The 16,299-nt window shown below is 57.2% G+C and carries 17 protein-coding genes; 2 read left to right on the forward strand and 15 right to left on the reverse strand.

Features of this window, described 5'->3' with window-relative positions:
- Nucleotides 1–291: 291 nt before the first annotated feature.
- The 15 genes from BAA01_09755 to BAA01_09825 form a co-directional block, all read right to left on the reverse strand.
- A complete protein-coding gene (locus BAA01_09755) occupies nucleotides 292–1,716 on the reverse strand; it encodes an aldehyde dehydrogenase (GenBank protein OUM87675.1) in 1,425 nt (474 codons plus the stop codon).
- A 45-nt stretch (nucleotides 1,717–1,761) separates the two neighbouring features.
- On the reverse strand, nucleotides 1,762–2,559 hold the full coding sequence (locus BAA01_09760) for a hypothetical protein (protein OUM87676.1): 798 nt from the start codon (nucleotides 2,557–2,559) through the stop codon (nucleotides 1,762–1,764).
- Nucleotides 2,559–3,446 carry a hypothetical protein gene (locus BAA01_09765; GenBank protein ID OUM87677.1) on the reverse strand — a complete coding sequence of 296 codons (888 nt, stop codon included), beginning with the start codon at nucleotides 3,444–3,446 and terminating at the stop codon, nucleotides 2,559–2,561. Before BAA01_09765 ends, BAA01_09760 begins: the two co-directional genes overlap by 1 nt.
- On the reverse strand, nucleotides 3,443–4,399 hold the full coding sequence (locus BAA01_09770) for a transketolase (protein OUM87678.1): 957 nt from the start codon (nucleotides 4,397–4,399) through the stop codon (nucleotides 3,443–3,445). Before BAA01_09770 ends, BAA01_09765 begins: the two co-directional genes overlap by 4 nt.
- Nucleotides 4,400–4,414: 15 nt before the next feature.
- The gene (locus tag BAA01_09775) at nucleotides 4,415–5,251 is read right to left on the reverse strand and encodes a transketolase (protein ID OUM87679.1); all 837 of its coding nucleotides are present in this window, start codon (nucleotides 5,249–5,251) and stop codon (nucleotides 4,415–4,417) included.
- 6 nt (nucleotides 5,252–5,257) lie between these two features.
- Nucleotides 5,258–5,611 carry a hypothetical protein gene (locus tag BAA01_09780; protein OUM87680.1) on the reverse strand — a complete coding sequence of 118 codons (354 nt, stop codon included), beginning with the start codon at nucleotides 5,609–5,611 and terminating at the stop codon, nucleotides 5,258–5,260.
- Nucleotides 5,612–5,652: 41 nt separating this feature from the next.
- Nucleotides 5,653–6,072, reverse strand: coding sequence for a hypothetical protein (locus BAA01_09785; GenBank protein OUM87681.1), 420 nt, complete (start codon nucleotides 6,070–6,072; stop codon nucleotides 5,653–5,655).
- On the reverse strand, nucleotides 6,069–6,884 hold the full coding sequence (locus BAA01_09790) for a hypothetical protein (GenBank protein ID OUM87682.1): 816 nt from the start codon (nucleotides 6,882–6,884) through the stop codon (nucleotides 6,069–6,071). The genes BAA01_09785 and BAA01_09790 overlap by 4 nt, the downstream gene beginning before the upstream one ends.
- A complete protein-coding gene (locus BAA01_09795) occupies nucleotides 6,877–7,773 on the reverse strand; it encodes a hypothetical protein (protein ID OUM87683.1) in 897 nt (298 codons plus the stop codon). Before BAA01_09795 ends, BAA01_09790 begins: the two co-directional genes overlap by 8 nt.
- Nucleotides 7,774–7,860: 87 nt before the next feature.
- Complete coding sequence (locus BAA01_09800; GenBank protein ID OUM87684.1) at nucleotides 7,861–8,922, reverse strand: hypothetical protein; 1,062 nt, start codon at nucleotides 8,920–8,922, stop codon at nucleotides 7,861–7,863.
- 83 nt (nucleotides 8,923–9,005) lie between these two features.
- A complete protein-coding gene (locus BAA01_09805) occupies nucleotides 9,006–9,980 on the reverse strand; it encodes a hypothetical protein (protein ID OUM87685.1) in 975 nt (324 codons plus the stop codon).
- Complete coding sequence (locus tag BAA01_09810) at nucleotides 9,980–11,500, reverse strand: hypothetical protein (protein OUM87686.1); 1,521 nt, start codon at nucleotides 11,498–11,500, stop codon at nucleotides 9,980–9,982. The genes BAA01_09805 and BAA01_09810 overlap by 1 nt, the downstream gene beginning before the upstream one ends.
- Nucleotides 11,467–12,651 (reverse strand): hypothetical protein, encoded by a 1,185-nt coding sequence (locus BAA01_09815; GenBank protein OUM87687.1) that lies wholly within the window; start codon nucleotides 12,649–12,651, stop codon nucleotides 11,467–11,469. The genes BAA01_09810 and BAA01_09815 overlap by 34 nt, the downstream gene beginning before the upstream one ends.
- Nucleotides 12,648–13,013: a hypothetical protein gene (locus tag BAA01_09820; GenBank protein OUM87688.1), complete on the reverse strand. Its 366-nt coding sequence runs from the start codon at nucleotides 13,011–13,013 to the stop codon at nucleotides 12,648–12,650. The genes BAA01_09815 and BAA01_09820 overlap by 4 nt, the downstream gene beginning before the upstream one ends.
- 170 nt (nucleotides 13,014–13,183) lie before the next feature.
- Nucleotides 13,184–14,566 (reverse strand): hypothetical protein, encoded by a 1,383-nt coding sequence (locus BAA01_09825; protein OUM87691.1) that lies wholly within the window; start codon nucleotides 14,564–14,566, stop codon nucleotides 13,184–13,186.
- A gap of 270 nt (nucleotides 14,567–14,836) precedes the next feature.
- On the opposite strand from BAA01_09825, the gene BAA01_09830 reads away from it, so the two are divergent.
- Together BAA01_09830 and BAA01_09835 are read left to right on the forward strand one after the other, a co-directional pair.
- The gene (locus tag BAA01_09830; GenBank protein OUM87689.1) at nucleotides 14,837–15,511 is read left to right on the forward strand and encodes a transposase; all 675 of its coding nucleotides are present in this window, start codon (nucleotides 14,837–14,839) and stop codon (nucleotides 15,509–15,511) included.
- 99 nt (nucleotides 15,512–15,610) lie between these two features.
- A complete protein-coding gene (locus BAA01_09835; protein OUM87690.1) occupies nucleotides 15,611–16,138 on the forward strand; it encodes a hypothetical protein in 528 nt (175 codons plus the stop codon).
- The last annotated feature ends 161 nt before the right edge of the window (nucleotides 16,139–16,299 follow it).

A 16,299-nucleotide genomic window follows, 5' to 3' on the forward strand; every position in this document is an offset into this window, starting at 1 on the left:
TGTGCGTCTGGTCGATGCGCTGCTACGCAACGACCAACTCTACACGCCTCGAAGGAAGGTGAATCACGCGAAGGGGTAACGCCTCCTTTGCCAAATCCTTCAACAAATTCCCAGTTAAAATCTGGAAATCATCCTGATTTTCGACTGGGTTTAGTTTGGTGTTGCCAATTTACCTGACTCGAGCGCTTTAAGGCCAAAAAAATTTCCAATTTTCACGAATCAGGGACTTGACATCTTACCGCTGGACTTTCTCTACAGAACAGACTGCCGCAAAACGGAACCTGCGGACGATCAATTGGAGTTCCAGACCACCAGCTTGAGCTCCGTCATCTCCTCGATGGCGTATTTCACGCCTTCCCGGCCCATTCCGCTTTCCTTGACGCCGCCGTAAGGCATATGGTCAACACGGAAAGTTGGAATGTCATTGATCATCACACCACCGACCCGCAAGCGTTTGGCCGCCATCAGGGCCCGATCCACGCGTCCCGTGTAGATGCCCGCCTGCAGGCCATAGCGCGAATCGTTGGTCCGTTCAATGGCTTCTTCTACTGAACCCACCTTGTCGATAGTCACGACCGGACCGAAAACTTCTCGGCATGAAACGCGCAACGACGGATCGGCATTCAGGATGATGGTGGGCTCGAGAATGGGGCCTTCCGCCTTCCCGCCGGTGGCAATAACGGCTCCGCTCGCCTTGGCTTCCTCGATCCATTCGAGGCAACGTTTCAGGTCGTTTTCCGAAATCAGGGCGGAAACGTCCGTCGCCGGATCGAGGGGGTCGCCCATGCGCAACCTCCGGGTAGCCACGACAAATTCGTCGACAAACCGGTCATAAATCGCTTCATGGACATAGATGCGCTGCACGGAAATGCAGATCTGTCCTTGGTTGGAAAACGCCCCCGTGACGCAGCGGGGAATGGCTTTCTGCAAATCGGCGTCCTCGTCCACAATGACGGCCGAATTGGACCCAAGCTCCAGCGTCACCCGTTTCAAGCCGGCCCGGGCTCGAATGTCCTTTCCCACTTCCGGACTCCCGGTAAAGGTGATCATGCTGACCCGGGGGTCCGTCACGATCCGATCTCCCACCACCGAACCGGCACCGGTGACTACGTTCAGGGCCCCAGGAGGAAGCCCCGCTTCCTCCAGAAGTTCCGCGATGAAGAACGCAGACAACGGCGTCTGTCTAGCGGGCTTAAGCACGACGGCGTTCCCGGAAGCGAGGGCGGGACCTACCTTGTGCGCCACCAGGTTCATGGGGAAGTTGAAAGGTGTGATCGCCCCGATGACGCCCAGCGGTTCCCGTACGGTATAGGCGATTCGATTTTCCCCCATTGGCGCCGCGTCCATCGGGATCGTTTCCCCGCCGATCCGCTTGGCCTCTTCCGCCGAGAAACGATACGTTTGGATAGTGCGAGCGACTTCCGTTTTGGCCGTGGTAATCGGCTTGGCCGCCTCCAGGGCGATGATTCGGGCGGCTTCCTCCACCCGCTGTTCAAGCAAAGATACAAGCCTGCCCAAGATGGCAGATCTTTGGTGAGCCGGCATTTCCGCCATCACCGCAGAGGCTCGGCGTGCTGATTCGATCGCCTCTTCCACGTGCGACTCGTCGGCTTCCGGAATTTCCGCGATCACTTCTTTTGAATATGGAGCGATGAGCGGCTTATATTTTTCGGTTTCGATCCATCGTCCGCCCACAAACATTTTTTTTCGTTCCATTTTTATCCTTTTCCTCCTCTCCGGTGTTTTTCAGGCGTTTCACGCCTACGCCCGCAAAAAAGCGCCGGTCGGATCGATTTCTTCCCGGATGAGGCGGATATGCTCCTCCGTGGGCGGTTCCGCCGTCGGCACCCGATCCGGGATGACGGGTTGGAAACCCATGTTGTCGAGGACTTCTTCTACCGTGACGCCGGGATAGAGTTCGCACAGCCGTACATGTCGGGTTTCCGGTTCAAAATCGAAAACGCACTTGTTCGTGACGATCTTCCAAGGCCCGCCCGTGCGCAGGCCCGCCTCTTCACGCGTGCGGCCCCCGTCAAGGTAGCCGACTGAGGTGATGAAATCTACCTTTTCCACAAACGTCCTGCGGCTTAGGTCCGCCAGGACGATCGGCCGGCGTACGAACGCGAAATGCTCGGGCTGCGCCAAGCACCCCACAAGACGCACTTTGGGTCTCCGGTAGTCACCGATCGCCGTGATGTTCATATTGCCGAAACGGTCGATCTGTGGCGCCGAATCGAATGAAACGTCAAATCTTCCTTTGGTGAGCATGTCCACCTTATCCGCCGTAGAAGGAGGACAGGAGGCGGCCATCCAGCGAGTAACCGAATCCTGCGTCAGAAACGCCGGAATCCGAGAAAGATCAGGACTCAGATGGTTACCCCAGTAAATTGTGAAATGGGGAGCATGGGTAAACTGGGCCAGCCTCGCGGCAACGATCGGAATGCCCACCGCCAACGTGAAAGCCCGTCCCGCCGTCCCGATGCCGACAAAGCCCAGCTCGTTGTCCCGCAATTCCCGGGCAACCACCACCGCCATCATTTCGTTCACGGCATACTCCATCATCCCGCACCACCGACGTTCAGCTTCATCAGTTTTTGCAGACCACCCGCTTTTTCCAGGTAACTCCATTCATCACCGCCGAGTACATAATGTTCCAGATAGGTTCCTGCCTGGCCGTTTTTGGACATTTCCACGTATTCGGCCATATGGTCGTCGTCGGTGTCGTAAAAGGCGTCGCAAGCCACCGGGTGCGCGCCGTAGGGCGCGTGTACGATCGCCTCCACCAGGTTGTGCGGAATATAGGTCAGCAGTGGATGCCTAATGATGGTTTCGTGAGGCACGATGCGCTCCACGGTCACGATCAGGCGCTTGGACGCCATGGCCATCAGAGCGTCGATGTCGTCGGAATCGCGAATGATCGGCATTTGGACGTTGCCGTATTCATCGCCGATATACCCGTGAAGAAGCGTAAAATCCGCCTCCGCCGCAGCCACGGCATGATAGGTTTCGTTCGTGAAGGGACAGCGGATTTCGCGGACTTGTTCCGGATTGTATTTCGCCATGTCCGTCCCCAGCAGCGCCCGCGTCGGTGCAAACGACACCCCTTGGGCTGCGGCCCGAAACCTAGCAACCATGGACCCTTCGGTAAAATCGCGTACCTCCAGCTGGCCGTTTTCCACCGCACGGCGAAAATTGTAGGATTGCCCGTACCAGAAAAGACCGGAATAGACGCCTTCCCACCGCTTCACCACTCCCGCGGCCGCCAGCAGGTCGGTCGCGCTGCCGGCACAAAACGTCAGCACCGTCAGGTCCTTCTTCCCCTGCCGGATCAGTTCGCGCGCCAGCGCGTTCGGCTGGCGGCGAACCATCGAACCGCCGATGGCGATCGTCGCACCTGAAGGAATGCGGGAAACGGCTTCGGCAAGCGTCGTCAGCTTGGTCTTCACGTCATCCGAACCCCCCGCTGCCCTTTTTTTCTCTCCAGCAGCCTTTCGGCAGCTTCCGCGCAATGTTCTGGGGAAAAGCCGTACTTGCGTGCCAGTTCTTCGTTGCTGGCGGACTCGCCGTTTTCGTCGCGGATGCCGACTCGAGCCATGGGAACCGGACACAGTTCACCCAGCACCTCGGCAACCGCACTGCCCACTCCCCCGTAGATGTTATGGTTCTCCAGCGTCACGACGGCTCCGCATTTGCTCGCGGCTTCCGCGACACCTTCCGCGTCGATCGGCTTTATGCTCATGAGATGCAGCACCGCCGCGGAGATTCCGCGCTGCGCCAGAAGATCAGCCGCCTTGAGGGCGTATGCGGTCGTCGGGCCTGTGCTTATAATCGCCACATCCTTCCCGTCACGCAAAAGATATGATCCTCCCAGCCGGAACCGGTAGTCCGGCCCGAAAATCGGGTCCGTCCCCTCGCGGGCGACCCGGATGTAGACGGGGCCGGGGTGATCCAGAATCGCCGGTAGTGACAGGCGCGCTTCCGTTTCATCCCCCGGTTCCAGCACGGTCATATGGGGGATGGCCCGCATGATGGCGATGTCTTCCACGGCCATATGGGTCTTTCCGTTTTTGCCGACAAACATGCCCGCGTAGGCGCCAATGATTTTGACGGGCAAATTCGGTTGAGCGACTGACACCCGTACCTGGTCAGCCACCCGACAACTGGCGAATGCAGCAAAAGTTGATACGAACGGGATGAGCCCCACAGCGGCCATACCAGCTGCGATGCCCATCATGTTCTGTTCCATGATGCCCATCTGGAAGAATCGTTCCGGATATTTCTGCTGGAAAAGCACCACTCGGGTTGACGACGCCAGGTCACCGTCCAGGACAACAATGCGCGGATCTTTGCCGGCTTCCGTCAACGCCTGCGAGAACGCCTCGCGAACTGCCAATGCCATGTCCGATTTCCCCTCTCAGGCGAAACCAAGCTCACGCATCGCCACTTCGTATTCCTCCGGCGTTGGCACCTTCGAGTGCCATGCCACGTTATGTTCCATGAACGAAACGCCTTTGCCCTTTACAGTATGGGCGATGATGATGGTCGGCTTGCCTTTGACGCTTTTCGCTTCTTCGGCGGCAGCCAAAATCTGGTCGAAGTTGTGACCGTCAATTTCCAGCACATACCAACCAAACGCCTGCCATTTCTCCGCAAGGGGTTCAAGCGGCATGAAATCGTCCACTTTGCCTGCAAGCTGCAAACGGTTGTAATCCAGGAACACGGTCAGATTGTCCAGCTTCATTTTCGGTGCCGCCATGGCGGCTTCCCAGATCTGTCCTTCCTGACATTCGCCATCTCCGATCATGCAATATACCTGGCACGTCTTCCCCAACAGCTTTAATCCGGCTGCTTGGCCAAGTGCGGCGGAAAGCCCCTGGCCAAGCGAACCGGTCGACATGTCGATGCCAGGCGTTTTCGTCATATCCGGGTGCGCCTGCAGGATCGACCCGATATGGTCAAAGGTGGTGAGCAGTGAAGGATCGAAATATCCCCGGTACGCCAGGCAGACGTACAGACCGATGGCGCAATGACCTTTGGAAAGAATAAACCGGTCTCGGTCTTCCCAGTCCGGACGGGACGGGTCGATGTTCATGATCCGGAAATACAGGGCCGCAAACATCTCGGCCGCCGAATAGGCGCCCCCCACGTGACCCGCGTTGGCGCTGCGCACCATATCCAGGACGTTTTTGCGAATGAGGCGCGCCACCTCTTCAAGGTCGGCATAAGGTCCTTTGCTCGCCGTCTCCATCATCCCGTGTCACCACACATCCGGAGCCGGGCTCAGGGAGCAGAGGATGACGAGCGGTTCACTGCCGTCGTTGATTTGCCCGTGTTCCTTGCCCGGCGGAACATAGACGCTCATATTGGGCTCGAGCCGGAACTCTTCCCCGTCCAGATACATTGTCCCCGTCCCCTGAATGACGAAATAGGCTTCCTCATAGGGATGGTTGTGGCGGACAACTTGTTCCCCGGGATTCAGATAGCAGATGGATACGCCCAGACTGATGGATCCGACCGTCGTCGGATGCACAATGCGCTTGACCAAACCACCGATTCCCCGGTAGTCTCTCCCCTCATAGGGCATTAAAACGGTTTTCGGTCTCGCATTCATGGGATCAACCTCTTTTCTCTGATGAATAAGTGAAGGGTTGTTTACGAATCGTTCCCTTTGACAACAAATTTGGCTTCCGAACCGCTCGGCGCATAAATCCACAGACAACGCAACGGTTCGTTGCCCAGATTCCGGATGCCGTGGGGTTCGTTACTGCGCAGCACCACCACCGTCTCCGGCTCGAGAGGGATCCGTTCGTTGCCATTGACCTCCATTTCTCCCCGGCCGGAAAGAATGAACACCGTTTCTTCCGCCTCGTGCTGATGCACCTCGTGCACCTTGCCCGGTTCAATCACGGAGATGCCCACGGCGAAGCCGGAAGATCTTCTGGCGATCAACGGCGAAGCCAAAAGAAACACATCACGGTCGTAAGGAGGCTCGTTGATGCGAACGCCGGTCACATCCGCCACCTTAATATATCGCTGAAAATTTTCCATGGAGCATTTCCTTTCAAAATTCAATGCCGCATGAGGAGCCCCTTCGGGTCGATCACCCGCCGCAGCAGCTCCACCTGCTCCTTTGTGGGCGGTTCAGTGAACTGCACGTGTTCCGGCACTACCAGTTCGAATCCGCAATTTTCCTGGACTTGTTCCACGGTAAAACCAGGATGGACCGAACGGATCCGCATGCGTTTCGTGGTTTCCTCAAAATCGAAAACGGCCATGTCGGTCACGACCAGCTTCGGACCCCCGCCCGGAAGTCCGTATTTCTTGCGGGAGTCTCCTCCTTCCCCGAATCCGACGCCGCTAACGAAATCCACCTTTGGTACGAAAGTGCGGCGGCTCAGATCCACGGGGATGATGTTGCGGTTGGCAAACGCCATGTGTTCCGTTTGCAGCAGGGCACCGACCAGCCTCGCTTTCGGACGGTGGTAATCGCCAATCGCAACGATGTTCAGGTTGCCGTACTGGTCGATCTGCGCCCCCGACACAAACCCGACGCCCAGTTTACCGGTTCGGAACAGGTCGAAGATGTCTGCGCTGGAAATCCGCGAGGCGCAGGGCCAGTTCAGAATTGCCTCTTCGCTTTCCAGGAAACGGTCGGGCATCTTGTCCGGCCGCGGGTCCATCATCATCCCGAGCAGGATGTGATAGCGAGGCGCGTGCGTCATGCGGGCGAGGTTGGACGCCGCAAACGGGATGCCGACGGCGACCTGGAACGCCCGGCCGCCCGTGCCCAAACCGATAAAGCCGATTTCATCGTTTTGCAGGTCCCGGGCGATGACCGCCGCCATCAGTTCGTCGATGGAATAATCGGTTGCGTACTCAGCCAACGATGTTCACCCCTTTTTGCAGCCGGACCATGTCCGCGGGCGTCAGCGCCTTGTTGAGATACTCGTCGTGAGACGATACGCCGAACACAAATTCGTCGAGATACCGCTTCATGGATTCCGGATCCTTGCTGGCTTCCACATACCGCTCAAGATGCGGGACATCCGTGTCATAGAATAGGTCGTTGCCGTTCGGGTGCGCGCCGAAGGGCAGTTCGACGACGGCGCTGACATCGTGGGCCGGCAGCCAGACGTCGAACGGATGGTTCTCCACATAATCCCGACTGACGACTTTTTCCACAGAGACGATGGTGTGTTTGGCCGCCTTCGCGATCAACGCGTCGGCTTCATTTTCTCTGAGGCGTCTTTTATGCATCAGCACGTTGCCGTCTTCGTCGGCGTAATGTGCGTGAATGAGGGCGACGTCGGGCACCGCAGCCGGAATCGCCGCCAAGCGTTCGCCGGTGAACGGACATTCGATCGTTTTGATGTCCGAGTTGTAAGTGAGGATGTCGCTTCCCCCGAGACCCCTCGCCGGGAAAAAAGGAATACCGAAAGCGCCGGCTCGAAACCGGTCAAGCGCGGTCGCCTCCGTGTATTCTGCAACGGTGATCCGTCCGGATTCGACGGCGCGGCGGTAATTCCGCGCCAATCCGAACATGACCATCCCGACATAGGAAGTTTCCACCCGTTTCACCGCGTCCACGGCGCACAAGAGGTCAACGTCATCTCCGTTGTTCCAGCCCTGGAGCGTCAGATCTTTGAGTCCCATTCGCGCAACTTCCCGCACCAGCGCCATGGGGTGACGATGGAAAGCGAATCCTCCGATGGCCACAGTGTAGCCGTCCCTGAAGAATTTGCGGATTTCTTGCAAAGGCACCACTTTGGACACGGCGGATTGCTCCTTTTCTCACTTTCTTTTCTCAGGATTTTGGTTACAAAACGGATTCAATCAACCGGTTGTGTGCCGGCTGACCGCTCATCCGCCGGAGCCGGTGAGATATTCGTCGACGTTTTCCTGCGTGACGAGCGGAGTCGGCAGGATGATCTTTTGCGGCACTTCCTTTCCGTTGATGATATCGACCGCAGCCTGCACCGCTTCCCGGCCGAACGTGATATACCGCAGGCTCGCGGACAGATCGCCATCTTTGATCGCCTTGAGGATCGGCTCCTCCAGCGCGTCGACGCCGACCACGACCACGCCGTTGGGATCTTTCGGATAGATCGTGTACCCGTGCTTCCGCAGCACCATGGAAGCGCCCATGGCCATTTCGTCGTTGTGCGCGTAAACCGCCTGGATGTCCTTGTGGACTTGAAGCAGGTCTTCCATCACCTGGATTGCCTCGTTGCGTTCATAGTTCGCTGTTTGCTGTGCCACGCGTTTCATGTCGGGATATTTCGCCAGGATTTCCTCGAAACCAAGACCCCGGTCACGGTTGACGACGGAACCTTCGCGGCCGGTCAGCTGGATGATGTTACCCTTGCCCCCCAGCACCTGGGCGATGTATTCGCCGGCCATTCTTCCGGTTTCCTTTGCGTCCGACGTCAGGTGAACCGTGGGCGTGATACCGGGAATGTCGGACGAAATTACGATGACGGGAATGCCGGCATCAAGGGCCTTCTGCGCCCCGGGGGCGATAGCCTGCGCCTGGTAGGTGGAAATGATCAGCGCGTCCACTTTCTTGGAAATGAAGTCCTCAATGTCCGCCAATTGTTTTTCCGCCTTGTTGTCGCCGTCGCTCACTTGGACTTCGACGCCGAGCTCCTTGGCGGCTGCAAGAATATCTTCCCGCATGATACGCAGCCACGTGATGCCCGACCAGCCTTGGGAGAACCCGATCACGATTTTCTTGTCGCCCGTCGACGCGCTTTGCCCATCGCTCGGCTGCGAGGTTTGCTGGGGTTGCAATGCCTGCGGCGACGAAGAAGATCCGGACGCGCCTGACTGGTTTTGTGACGAGCCGCTTCCGCAGGCTGCCAACAGGAACGCAACGAGCAGGACCGCCAGAGTCAATGCCACCATTTTCTTCAGACGATTCATAGTCCATCCTCCTTGTTCCCTCAAGAACGTTGAACCAGAACGTTGAACCTACGCGTAATCATTGCCGACAAACCTCTTTTTGCTTACTTCGAAGAACTTCTGAACTGGCTGACGATCACGGCCGTGGCGATGATCACCCCTTTAATGACCATTTGAGGATAAATGGAAACCCCCAGAAGATTCATGATGTTGGACATGATCTGGAGGATCAAAACGCCAATGAAGGTGCCAAGAAGCGTTCCCCTGCCGCCGTCAAATGTGGTACCGCCGATCAGCACCGCCGAAATGGCGTCCAGCTCAAGCAGGTGACCGGCCTGCGGGTCCGCTGACCAGACGCGGGCGTCGTTGATCATAGAGGCGAAGCCGACCAGCAACCCAGCGACGATGTAAACGGAAAGCTGGTTCCTCCGGACATTGATGCCGGACAGGCGGGCGGCTTCCGCGTTGCCTCCAACGGCGTAAATCTGTCTGCCCCAAACGGTGCGGTTCAGCAAAAAGCCGAACAGAAGGAACAGGGCGATCATGATGATCATCGGAATGGGGATCGGGCCCACATTTCCGCCGGAAAGCCAAGCCCAGGTTGTTACGTCGGAAATGTAGCGGCCGTCCGTGATCCATAGCGCGACTCCGCGCGCGGCGATGAACATCACCAGCGTGGCGATGAAGGGTTGCATGTTGAACTGGGTCACGAAGCACCCGTTGATCGCCCCGCAAAGACCGCCGGCCAAAAGCACGACCAGCAGGCTGATCCAAAATCCCTGCTCGTGCACCAGACCGGCCAACACCCCGCACAGGGCCAGCACCGATCCGACGGACAGGTCGATTCCCCGGTTCAGGATAACGAGGGTCATGCCTATCGAGACGATACCGAGCACCGCCACCTGGCGGAAGATGTTGAAGATGTTGTTAAGCGTCAGAAAGTGCTCCGAAAGGATAGACGCGATGATCACCAATAGCGCGAGGGCGATGAGGTTGCCGTATTTGACGAAGATTTGTCCCCACGAGATATTCCTGACGCGTTTTTCCACCGCATCCGTTGGTTTAGCCGTTTGAGTCATCAAACTACCCCCATAGCAAGTTTGGTTATATTCTCCTCCGTTGCTTCCTCCGCGGACAGGATGCCGGCTACGGTTCCGCGGTGCATGACCAGCACGCGGTCGCTCATGCCGAGGATTTCCGGCAGCTCGGACGAGATCAGGATCACGCCCTTGCCTTGGCTGGTCAGCTCCCGGATCAGCTGATAGATTTCCTCCTTGGCACCCACGTCAATTCCGCGAGTAGGTTCGTCAAGAATGAACACATCCGCATCTTCAATAAGCCAGCGGCCAAAAATCACTTTCTGTTGGTTACCGCCCGAAAGTTTGCCGATCAGCTGTTCTTCGCTCGGCGTCTTGATGTTCAGCTTTCCGATCATCTTCCGCGCAACGTCCGCCTGCTTTTTGCGGTCCATCACGCCGAATCGGGCAAACTTTGCGTACCAGGGCAGGGAAATGTTCTCCCGGACGGGAAGATGGTGAACCATGCCCTGGTGGCGGTCTTCTCCCACGAAGGCCACCCGGTTTCGGATGGCTTCAGCCGTCGAGCGAAAATGCACTTTTTGCCCCTTGAACGTGATGGTGCCGCCATCAATAGCGTCAGCGCCAAACAGGCAGAGGGCCACCTCGCTTCGGCCCGAACCGACGAGGCCCGCGAAGCCGAGGACTTCGCCTCGGCGCAGGGTGAAACTGACGTTGTGGAAGCGCCCTTTGCGCGTTAAACCCTCCACCACGAGCAATTCCTCTCCGAATTCGGTGGACTTGGGCGGATACAGTTTCCCCAATTCCCTGCCCACCATCATCCGAACCAAGGTCGGAGCGTCCACTTCCCGGATTGGCACCGTGCCCACAAGTTGACCGTCTTTCAGCACCGTCACCCGGTCCGCGATTTCGAATATCTCTTCGATGCGGTGGGAAATGTAGATGATGCCCATCCCTTCGGACTTCAACCGGCGAATGATCGCGAATAGCGCGTCCTTCTCCTGCGGCGTGAGCGAAGACGTCGGTTCGTCGAAAATCATAATTTTCGAAGCGTGCATCAACGCGCGGGCGATCTGGATCATTTGCTTTTCGGCCATGCTCAGGTTGGCGACGATGGTGTCCATGGGTTTGTTCAGGCCGATCCGGGAACAATGCTCCCGCGCGACCTCCTCCATTTTCGACCAGGAGACCAAGCCCCTTACGGTCTGCCAAGCGTTGAGACAAACATTTTCCGCGATGCCCAGCCACGGCACCATCTGGGGTTCCTGGTGCACGATGCTGATACCGAGCTGCAGAGCGTGATGGGGGTTTCTCAGCATCACGCTTTGGCCTTCGATCACGATTTCTCCGCTGTCTGGCTGGTAAGAGCCGGACAGGATTTTCATGAGCGTCGACTTGCCGGCGCCGTTTTCCCCGAGCAGCGCGTGAACTTCGCCCTTGCGCAGATTGAAAGTGACATTATTAAGCGCTTTCACGCCGATAAAATTTTTGTGGATGTTTTTCATCTCGCAAAGCATTTCTGCCAATTTCAGCACACCCCCTTTCCTTTCAGCTCGAGCCATTCGGCCTCGCTGAAGCCGAGTATGTGGCGATACACTTCTTCATTGTGCTGGCCGGCGGCCGGAACGGGATACCGAAGCGAGCCTGGCGTTTCGGATAGCTTGATCGTGACACCGCTGACCGGAATCTTCGTCCCGTCCGGAAGCGTGGTTTCCGTGATCTGCCCGCGTTCCCAAAGATGCGGGTCGTTCAGGATTTGACGAATGTTGCGGATCGGCGCGCACGGAATACCAGCTTCGTCCAGCAGCCGGAGCACGTGTTCCTCGGTGAGACCAGCCGCCCATTCTCCAACGATGCGATCAACCTCTTCCACGTTCGCGTATCGCAGGGAAACCGTCTTGAATTCATCCCGCTCCAGCAGATCCGGTCTTCCCATGACGCCGCAAAGACGCTCCCACAATCCGTCGTTCGAGGCGGCGATGAAAACCCAGCCGTCCTTCGTGCGATACGCGTTGCTCGGCGCGGCGTAGCGGTCGCGGTTTCCCATTCGGGGCGGCTCGTTGCCATGCAGCGCGTTGTCCGGAATCGCGCTAACCAGCATGGACACCACCGATTCCAGCAGGGAAACGTCAACAACCTGACCCCTTCCCGTCTTCTCCCGGTTGTGCAGGGCGGCCAGCGCACCTACCGCGGCGTGCATCCCCGTTGCGTAGTCCGCCACGAAAACCCCCGCCATCAGCGGCGGGTCTTCCGCCCGGCCGGTCATCCACATGACGCCGCCCATGGCCTGGCCGATCGCATCAAAGCCCGGACGGTGGTTCAGCGGACCGGTCTGACCGAACCCCGAACAGCGCACTAGGATCGCCTTCGGGTTGATTTCCTGGATTTTGTCGAACCCGAACCCCATGGATTCCATGGTTCCAGGCCGGAAATTCTCAATGATGATGTCCGCCCATTGGAACAGCCTCGTCAACACGTTCCGGGCCATCGGATGACGGTAGTTAAGGGTAATGGACCGCTTGTTCCGGTTCAAGGCGGCGGCATAGAGGCTCTCACCGTTGTGAAAGGGAGCGAACTTCCGGCTGTCTTCCCCGCCGGGCCTCTCGACCTTGATCACTTCGGCTCCCATATCGGCCAGCAACAACCCACAGTAAGGGCCGGCGATAAACCTGGCCAATTCCACCACTTTTATCCCGTGCAATGCACCCGTCATTCACGGACCGCCCCCCGTTTGTTTTTTAGAAGGATATCCACACATAAGTGATCCCTATCATCGTTGATCACCGTGGATAAAGAGGCGAGTTCTCCCCCGATGTAAACCTCGAGTTCCTCCTGCAGAACGGCCTCCGACCGGACGGCGGGCAGACGGCTCGAGAAGCTTGGATAAAGATCCAGCAGCATGAGCGTCAACTCCATGACCGTCACCGGTGCGCCCAGTTTCATTTCGAGGTCGATGGCTTCAGGTGCCAGAGCCTGATTGCCGAGTTGGATATGAATGTGAATGGTGCTCCCTCCGTTTCCCGCGTCCCTGTTTATCCAGTGCGTCAAACCATCCCGCAGTTGATTTGTAAGCAATAATCGTGCCATTCCTTTTCCTTGGCGGTTTTCATCTACAGATCACCACCGGAGCGATTAAAAAATAATTCAATTTTGCATCAGTCCCGGGGAGATAAACGGCAAAAACACAAAAACTCCTCCCGGAACAAGCCAGGCTGGCCGATGCAAAATTGAATCGGAGGACGGACTCAGTTGACCACTCTGATTCTGTATTTTTTGGATTTGCGGACAATGGTAGGCTGGCTGATCTTGAGCGCCTGGGCGACCTTGTGCGTGCTGCCGTAAATTTTGAACGCACGCGTCAGCAGATCCTTTTCAAATTGTTCCAACGCCTGCTTGAGCGACACAGCTGGCTGTAACCGTTCGGTGTCCACCTGGAGGTCGGACGGCAGGATCCATTCCGATTCGGAGATGACCACGGCTCTTTCGATCGCGTTGCGCAATTCCCTAGCGTTCCCCGGCCAAGAATAGTTCAGCATCAAATGGAGGGTTTCCGGGGCATATTTCTTATTGGTGCCGTGTTTCCGGTTGAACTGGTCGAGGAAATATTCCGCCAGCACTAGGATGTCTTCCGGTCTTTCCCGGAGCGGACTGATGGTTAGCGATACGACATTGAGGCGGTAATACAGATCGGCGCGAAACTCTCCCCTGGTCACCATTTCCGCCAGGTCGCGATTCGTCGCGGCAATGACGCGCACATCGGCCCGGACGGGCTTTGTGCCGCCCACCCGGTAGAAATAGCCTTCTTGTAGGAACGTCAGAAGCTTCGCCTGCATGGACAGCGGCAACTCTCCCACTTCGTTCAGGAAAAGCGTCCCGCCGTTCGCAAGCTCGATCTGCCCTTTCTTGCCCTGGCGCTGGGCACCCGTGAATGCCCCCGGCTCATAGCCGAAAAGTTCCGATTCAAACAGGGATTCCGGAATGGCCCCACAGTTGATTTCAATAAAAGGACCCAAATTCCGGTTGCTCGCGTTGTGGATCATGGCCGCCAAGGCGTTCTTCCCAACGCCCGACTCTCCCAGGATCAGCACGGTGACATCCTTGGGCGCAATCCGTAGAACCATGGAGACCAGCCGTTTGATGTGGTCGCTTTCCATGACGAAATCCATGGTAATGTCGGAACGAATTTTAAGCGCTTCCAATTCGGATTGAAAACGTTTTGCCTTTTTCTCGGCCAGCTCCAGCTGTGCCCGCAAATTCAGCAGTTCCGTAATGTCACGCGAATTGCAGATCACCCACCGAATTTTCCCCGACTCGTCAAAGATTGGCGAACCCGTTACCAGCACCTTGCGGCCGCTTTTCGTGTTCTGGAAGTAAGTGACAGGCTTTTTGTTCTTAAGCACCATGAGGGTGATGGAGGGGCGGAACACTTCCGCTTTTTCCAGCTCCTCTGTGGTTTTGCCCACCAACTCTTCCAAAGGAAGTCCGCAAATGCGCGCGCTGGCTTCGTTCGCCCATTGCACCACGCCGTTTCCATCGCTGATCATGATTCCGTCAAAGGACGAGTTCAGAATCATCTGGGCTTCGGGATTCAGCAAACATGCGACATCATTTTGCACCTTAGGAATCATGGAGTCTGTCATTGGAAGTCTCCCCCCTTTATTGTCTCTTAACCGTGAGTGGATCAGGACATGCGTTTCGTGTATTAAAAAGCATATATGACAAAACGGCCAAGTTCAATCGCAAAAATGCCATTGTGTTGTTGTTCTGTGATATTGTCAGGGTGTAACTGTTCCGAGAAAATGTCAGTATGAGTAAGGAGCAGATCACCTTGACAAAGAGCGAACTGAAACGTGCTATGGTTGTCGAGAAGTGGATGGAGGGCCGTCTCACGGAACAGGATGTTGCGCACGCTCGGCATCAGCATCCGGCAAGCGTATCGGCTCAAGGCCAAATATCGTCACGGAGGTGCAAAGGCCATCGCTCATGGGAATCGGGGCCGAAAGCCCGTTCACACCTTGGCCGACTCGCTCAAACAACGCGTGATGTCCCTGTACCAAAACCGCTACTCCGGCAGCAATGCCACCCACTTTCAACAGCTTTTGGCCGAACACGAAAACATCCGTCTCAGCGTCTCCTCCGTCCGCCGCATCCTCATCCAGGGCCGGCTCCGGCCCCGGCGCATCCGCCGCCGACCCAAAGCCCATCGCCCGCGGCCACGCAAACCCCAGGCCGGCATGTTGTGGCAAATCGACGCCTCCCCCTTCGCCTGGCTGGAGGACCGCGGCCCTTCCCTCACCCTCCACGCCATCATCGACGACGCCACCGGAGAACTCGTCGCCGCCGCCTTCCGCCCCACCGAAACCCTGGAAGGCTACGTGACCGTCATGATCGACGCCCTCCGGCGAAAGGGGATCCCTTTGTCCCTCTACAGTGACCAGCACTCCATCTTCCATCCGCCCAAAGGGAAGCTCACCCTCGAGCAGGAACTGGCCGGCCAAAAGCAGGCCCTTTCCACCTTCGGACAGGCCATCGCCGATCTGGGCATTACCCATATCGAGGCGCTGTCCCCCTAAGCCAAAGGACGCATCGAACGACTCTTTGAAACGCTGCAGGACCGCCTGGTCATCGAACTTCGGCTTCGGGGCGTCTCCACCCTCGAGGAGGCCAATCAGGTGTTGCCCGAACTGATCCAAAAGCACAACCGACTGTTCGCCGTCACGCCCAAAGACGCCGAGTCCGCCTACCGGCCGCTGCCTGAAACGCCGCTGGAGCAGATCTTCACGTACCGGGAATACCGGCGCATCAGCAGCGGGCAAACATTCACCTGGAAAGGCAAATGCTATATGCCAAAGCCGGCTCCGGGTTTGCCGCGCTGGGAACCCAAAAGTGTCGTCGAAGTCAGGGTCGGCATCCTGGACGGGCAAGTGTGGCTGTGGGAGCAGGGACGGGCTTGGGCTTGTGTGGAAACACCGGCTGTTGAAACTCCTCCGAAAATGGCGCCGCAAAAAGAAGCGAGGCTTGCGCCGCCTCGCAAGCCCGGAGCAGATCACCCCTGGAGAAAACCTTTCTCCAGCACTTACAACGTAGCACAGCTTCGGGCTAGTCGGCAAGAGGGCTCAGCTTCAAGTCTGAGTCAAGCTAGTGTGGGCACCTTTTTTGGATTCCTGGATGCGAACTTGAAAAGAACCTTTCCCTTGTAAGCGCTTTTGATCTTCTTCCTTATGGGATTGGCGATTCATTTTTCTGGTATTAGTATCCTCTAAGCCCTTTCAATGCCATGCCCGTTGTGCTACTCTGCCACGGCCCCCTAAGCAACCGGATCATCCCGTTAACGTATCCTTTGGTCGGTCGTATAACGTCC

Origin of the sequence: Bacillus thermozeamaize (assembly GCA_002159075.1) — a bacterium.
Taxonomy (GTDB): Bacteria; Bacillota; Bacilli; order ZCTH02-B2; family ZCTH02-B2; genus Bacillus_BB; species Bacillus_BB thermozeamaize.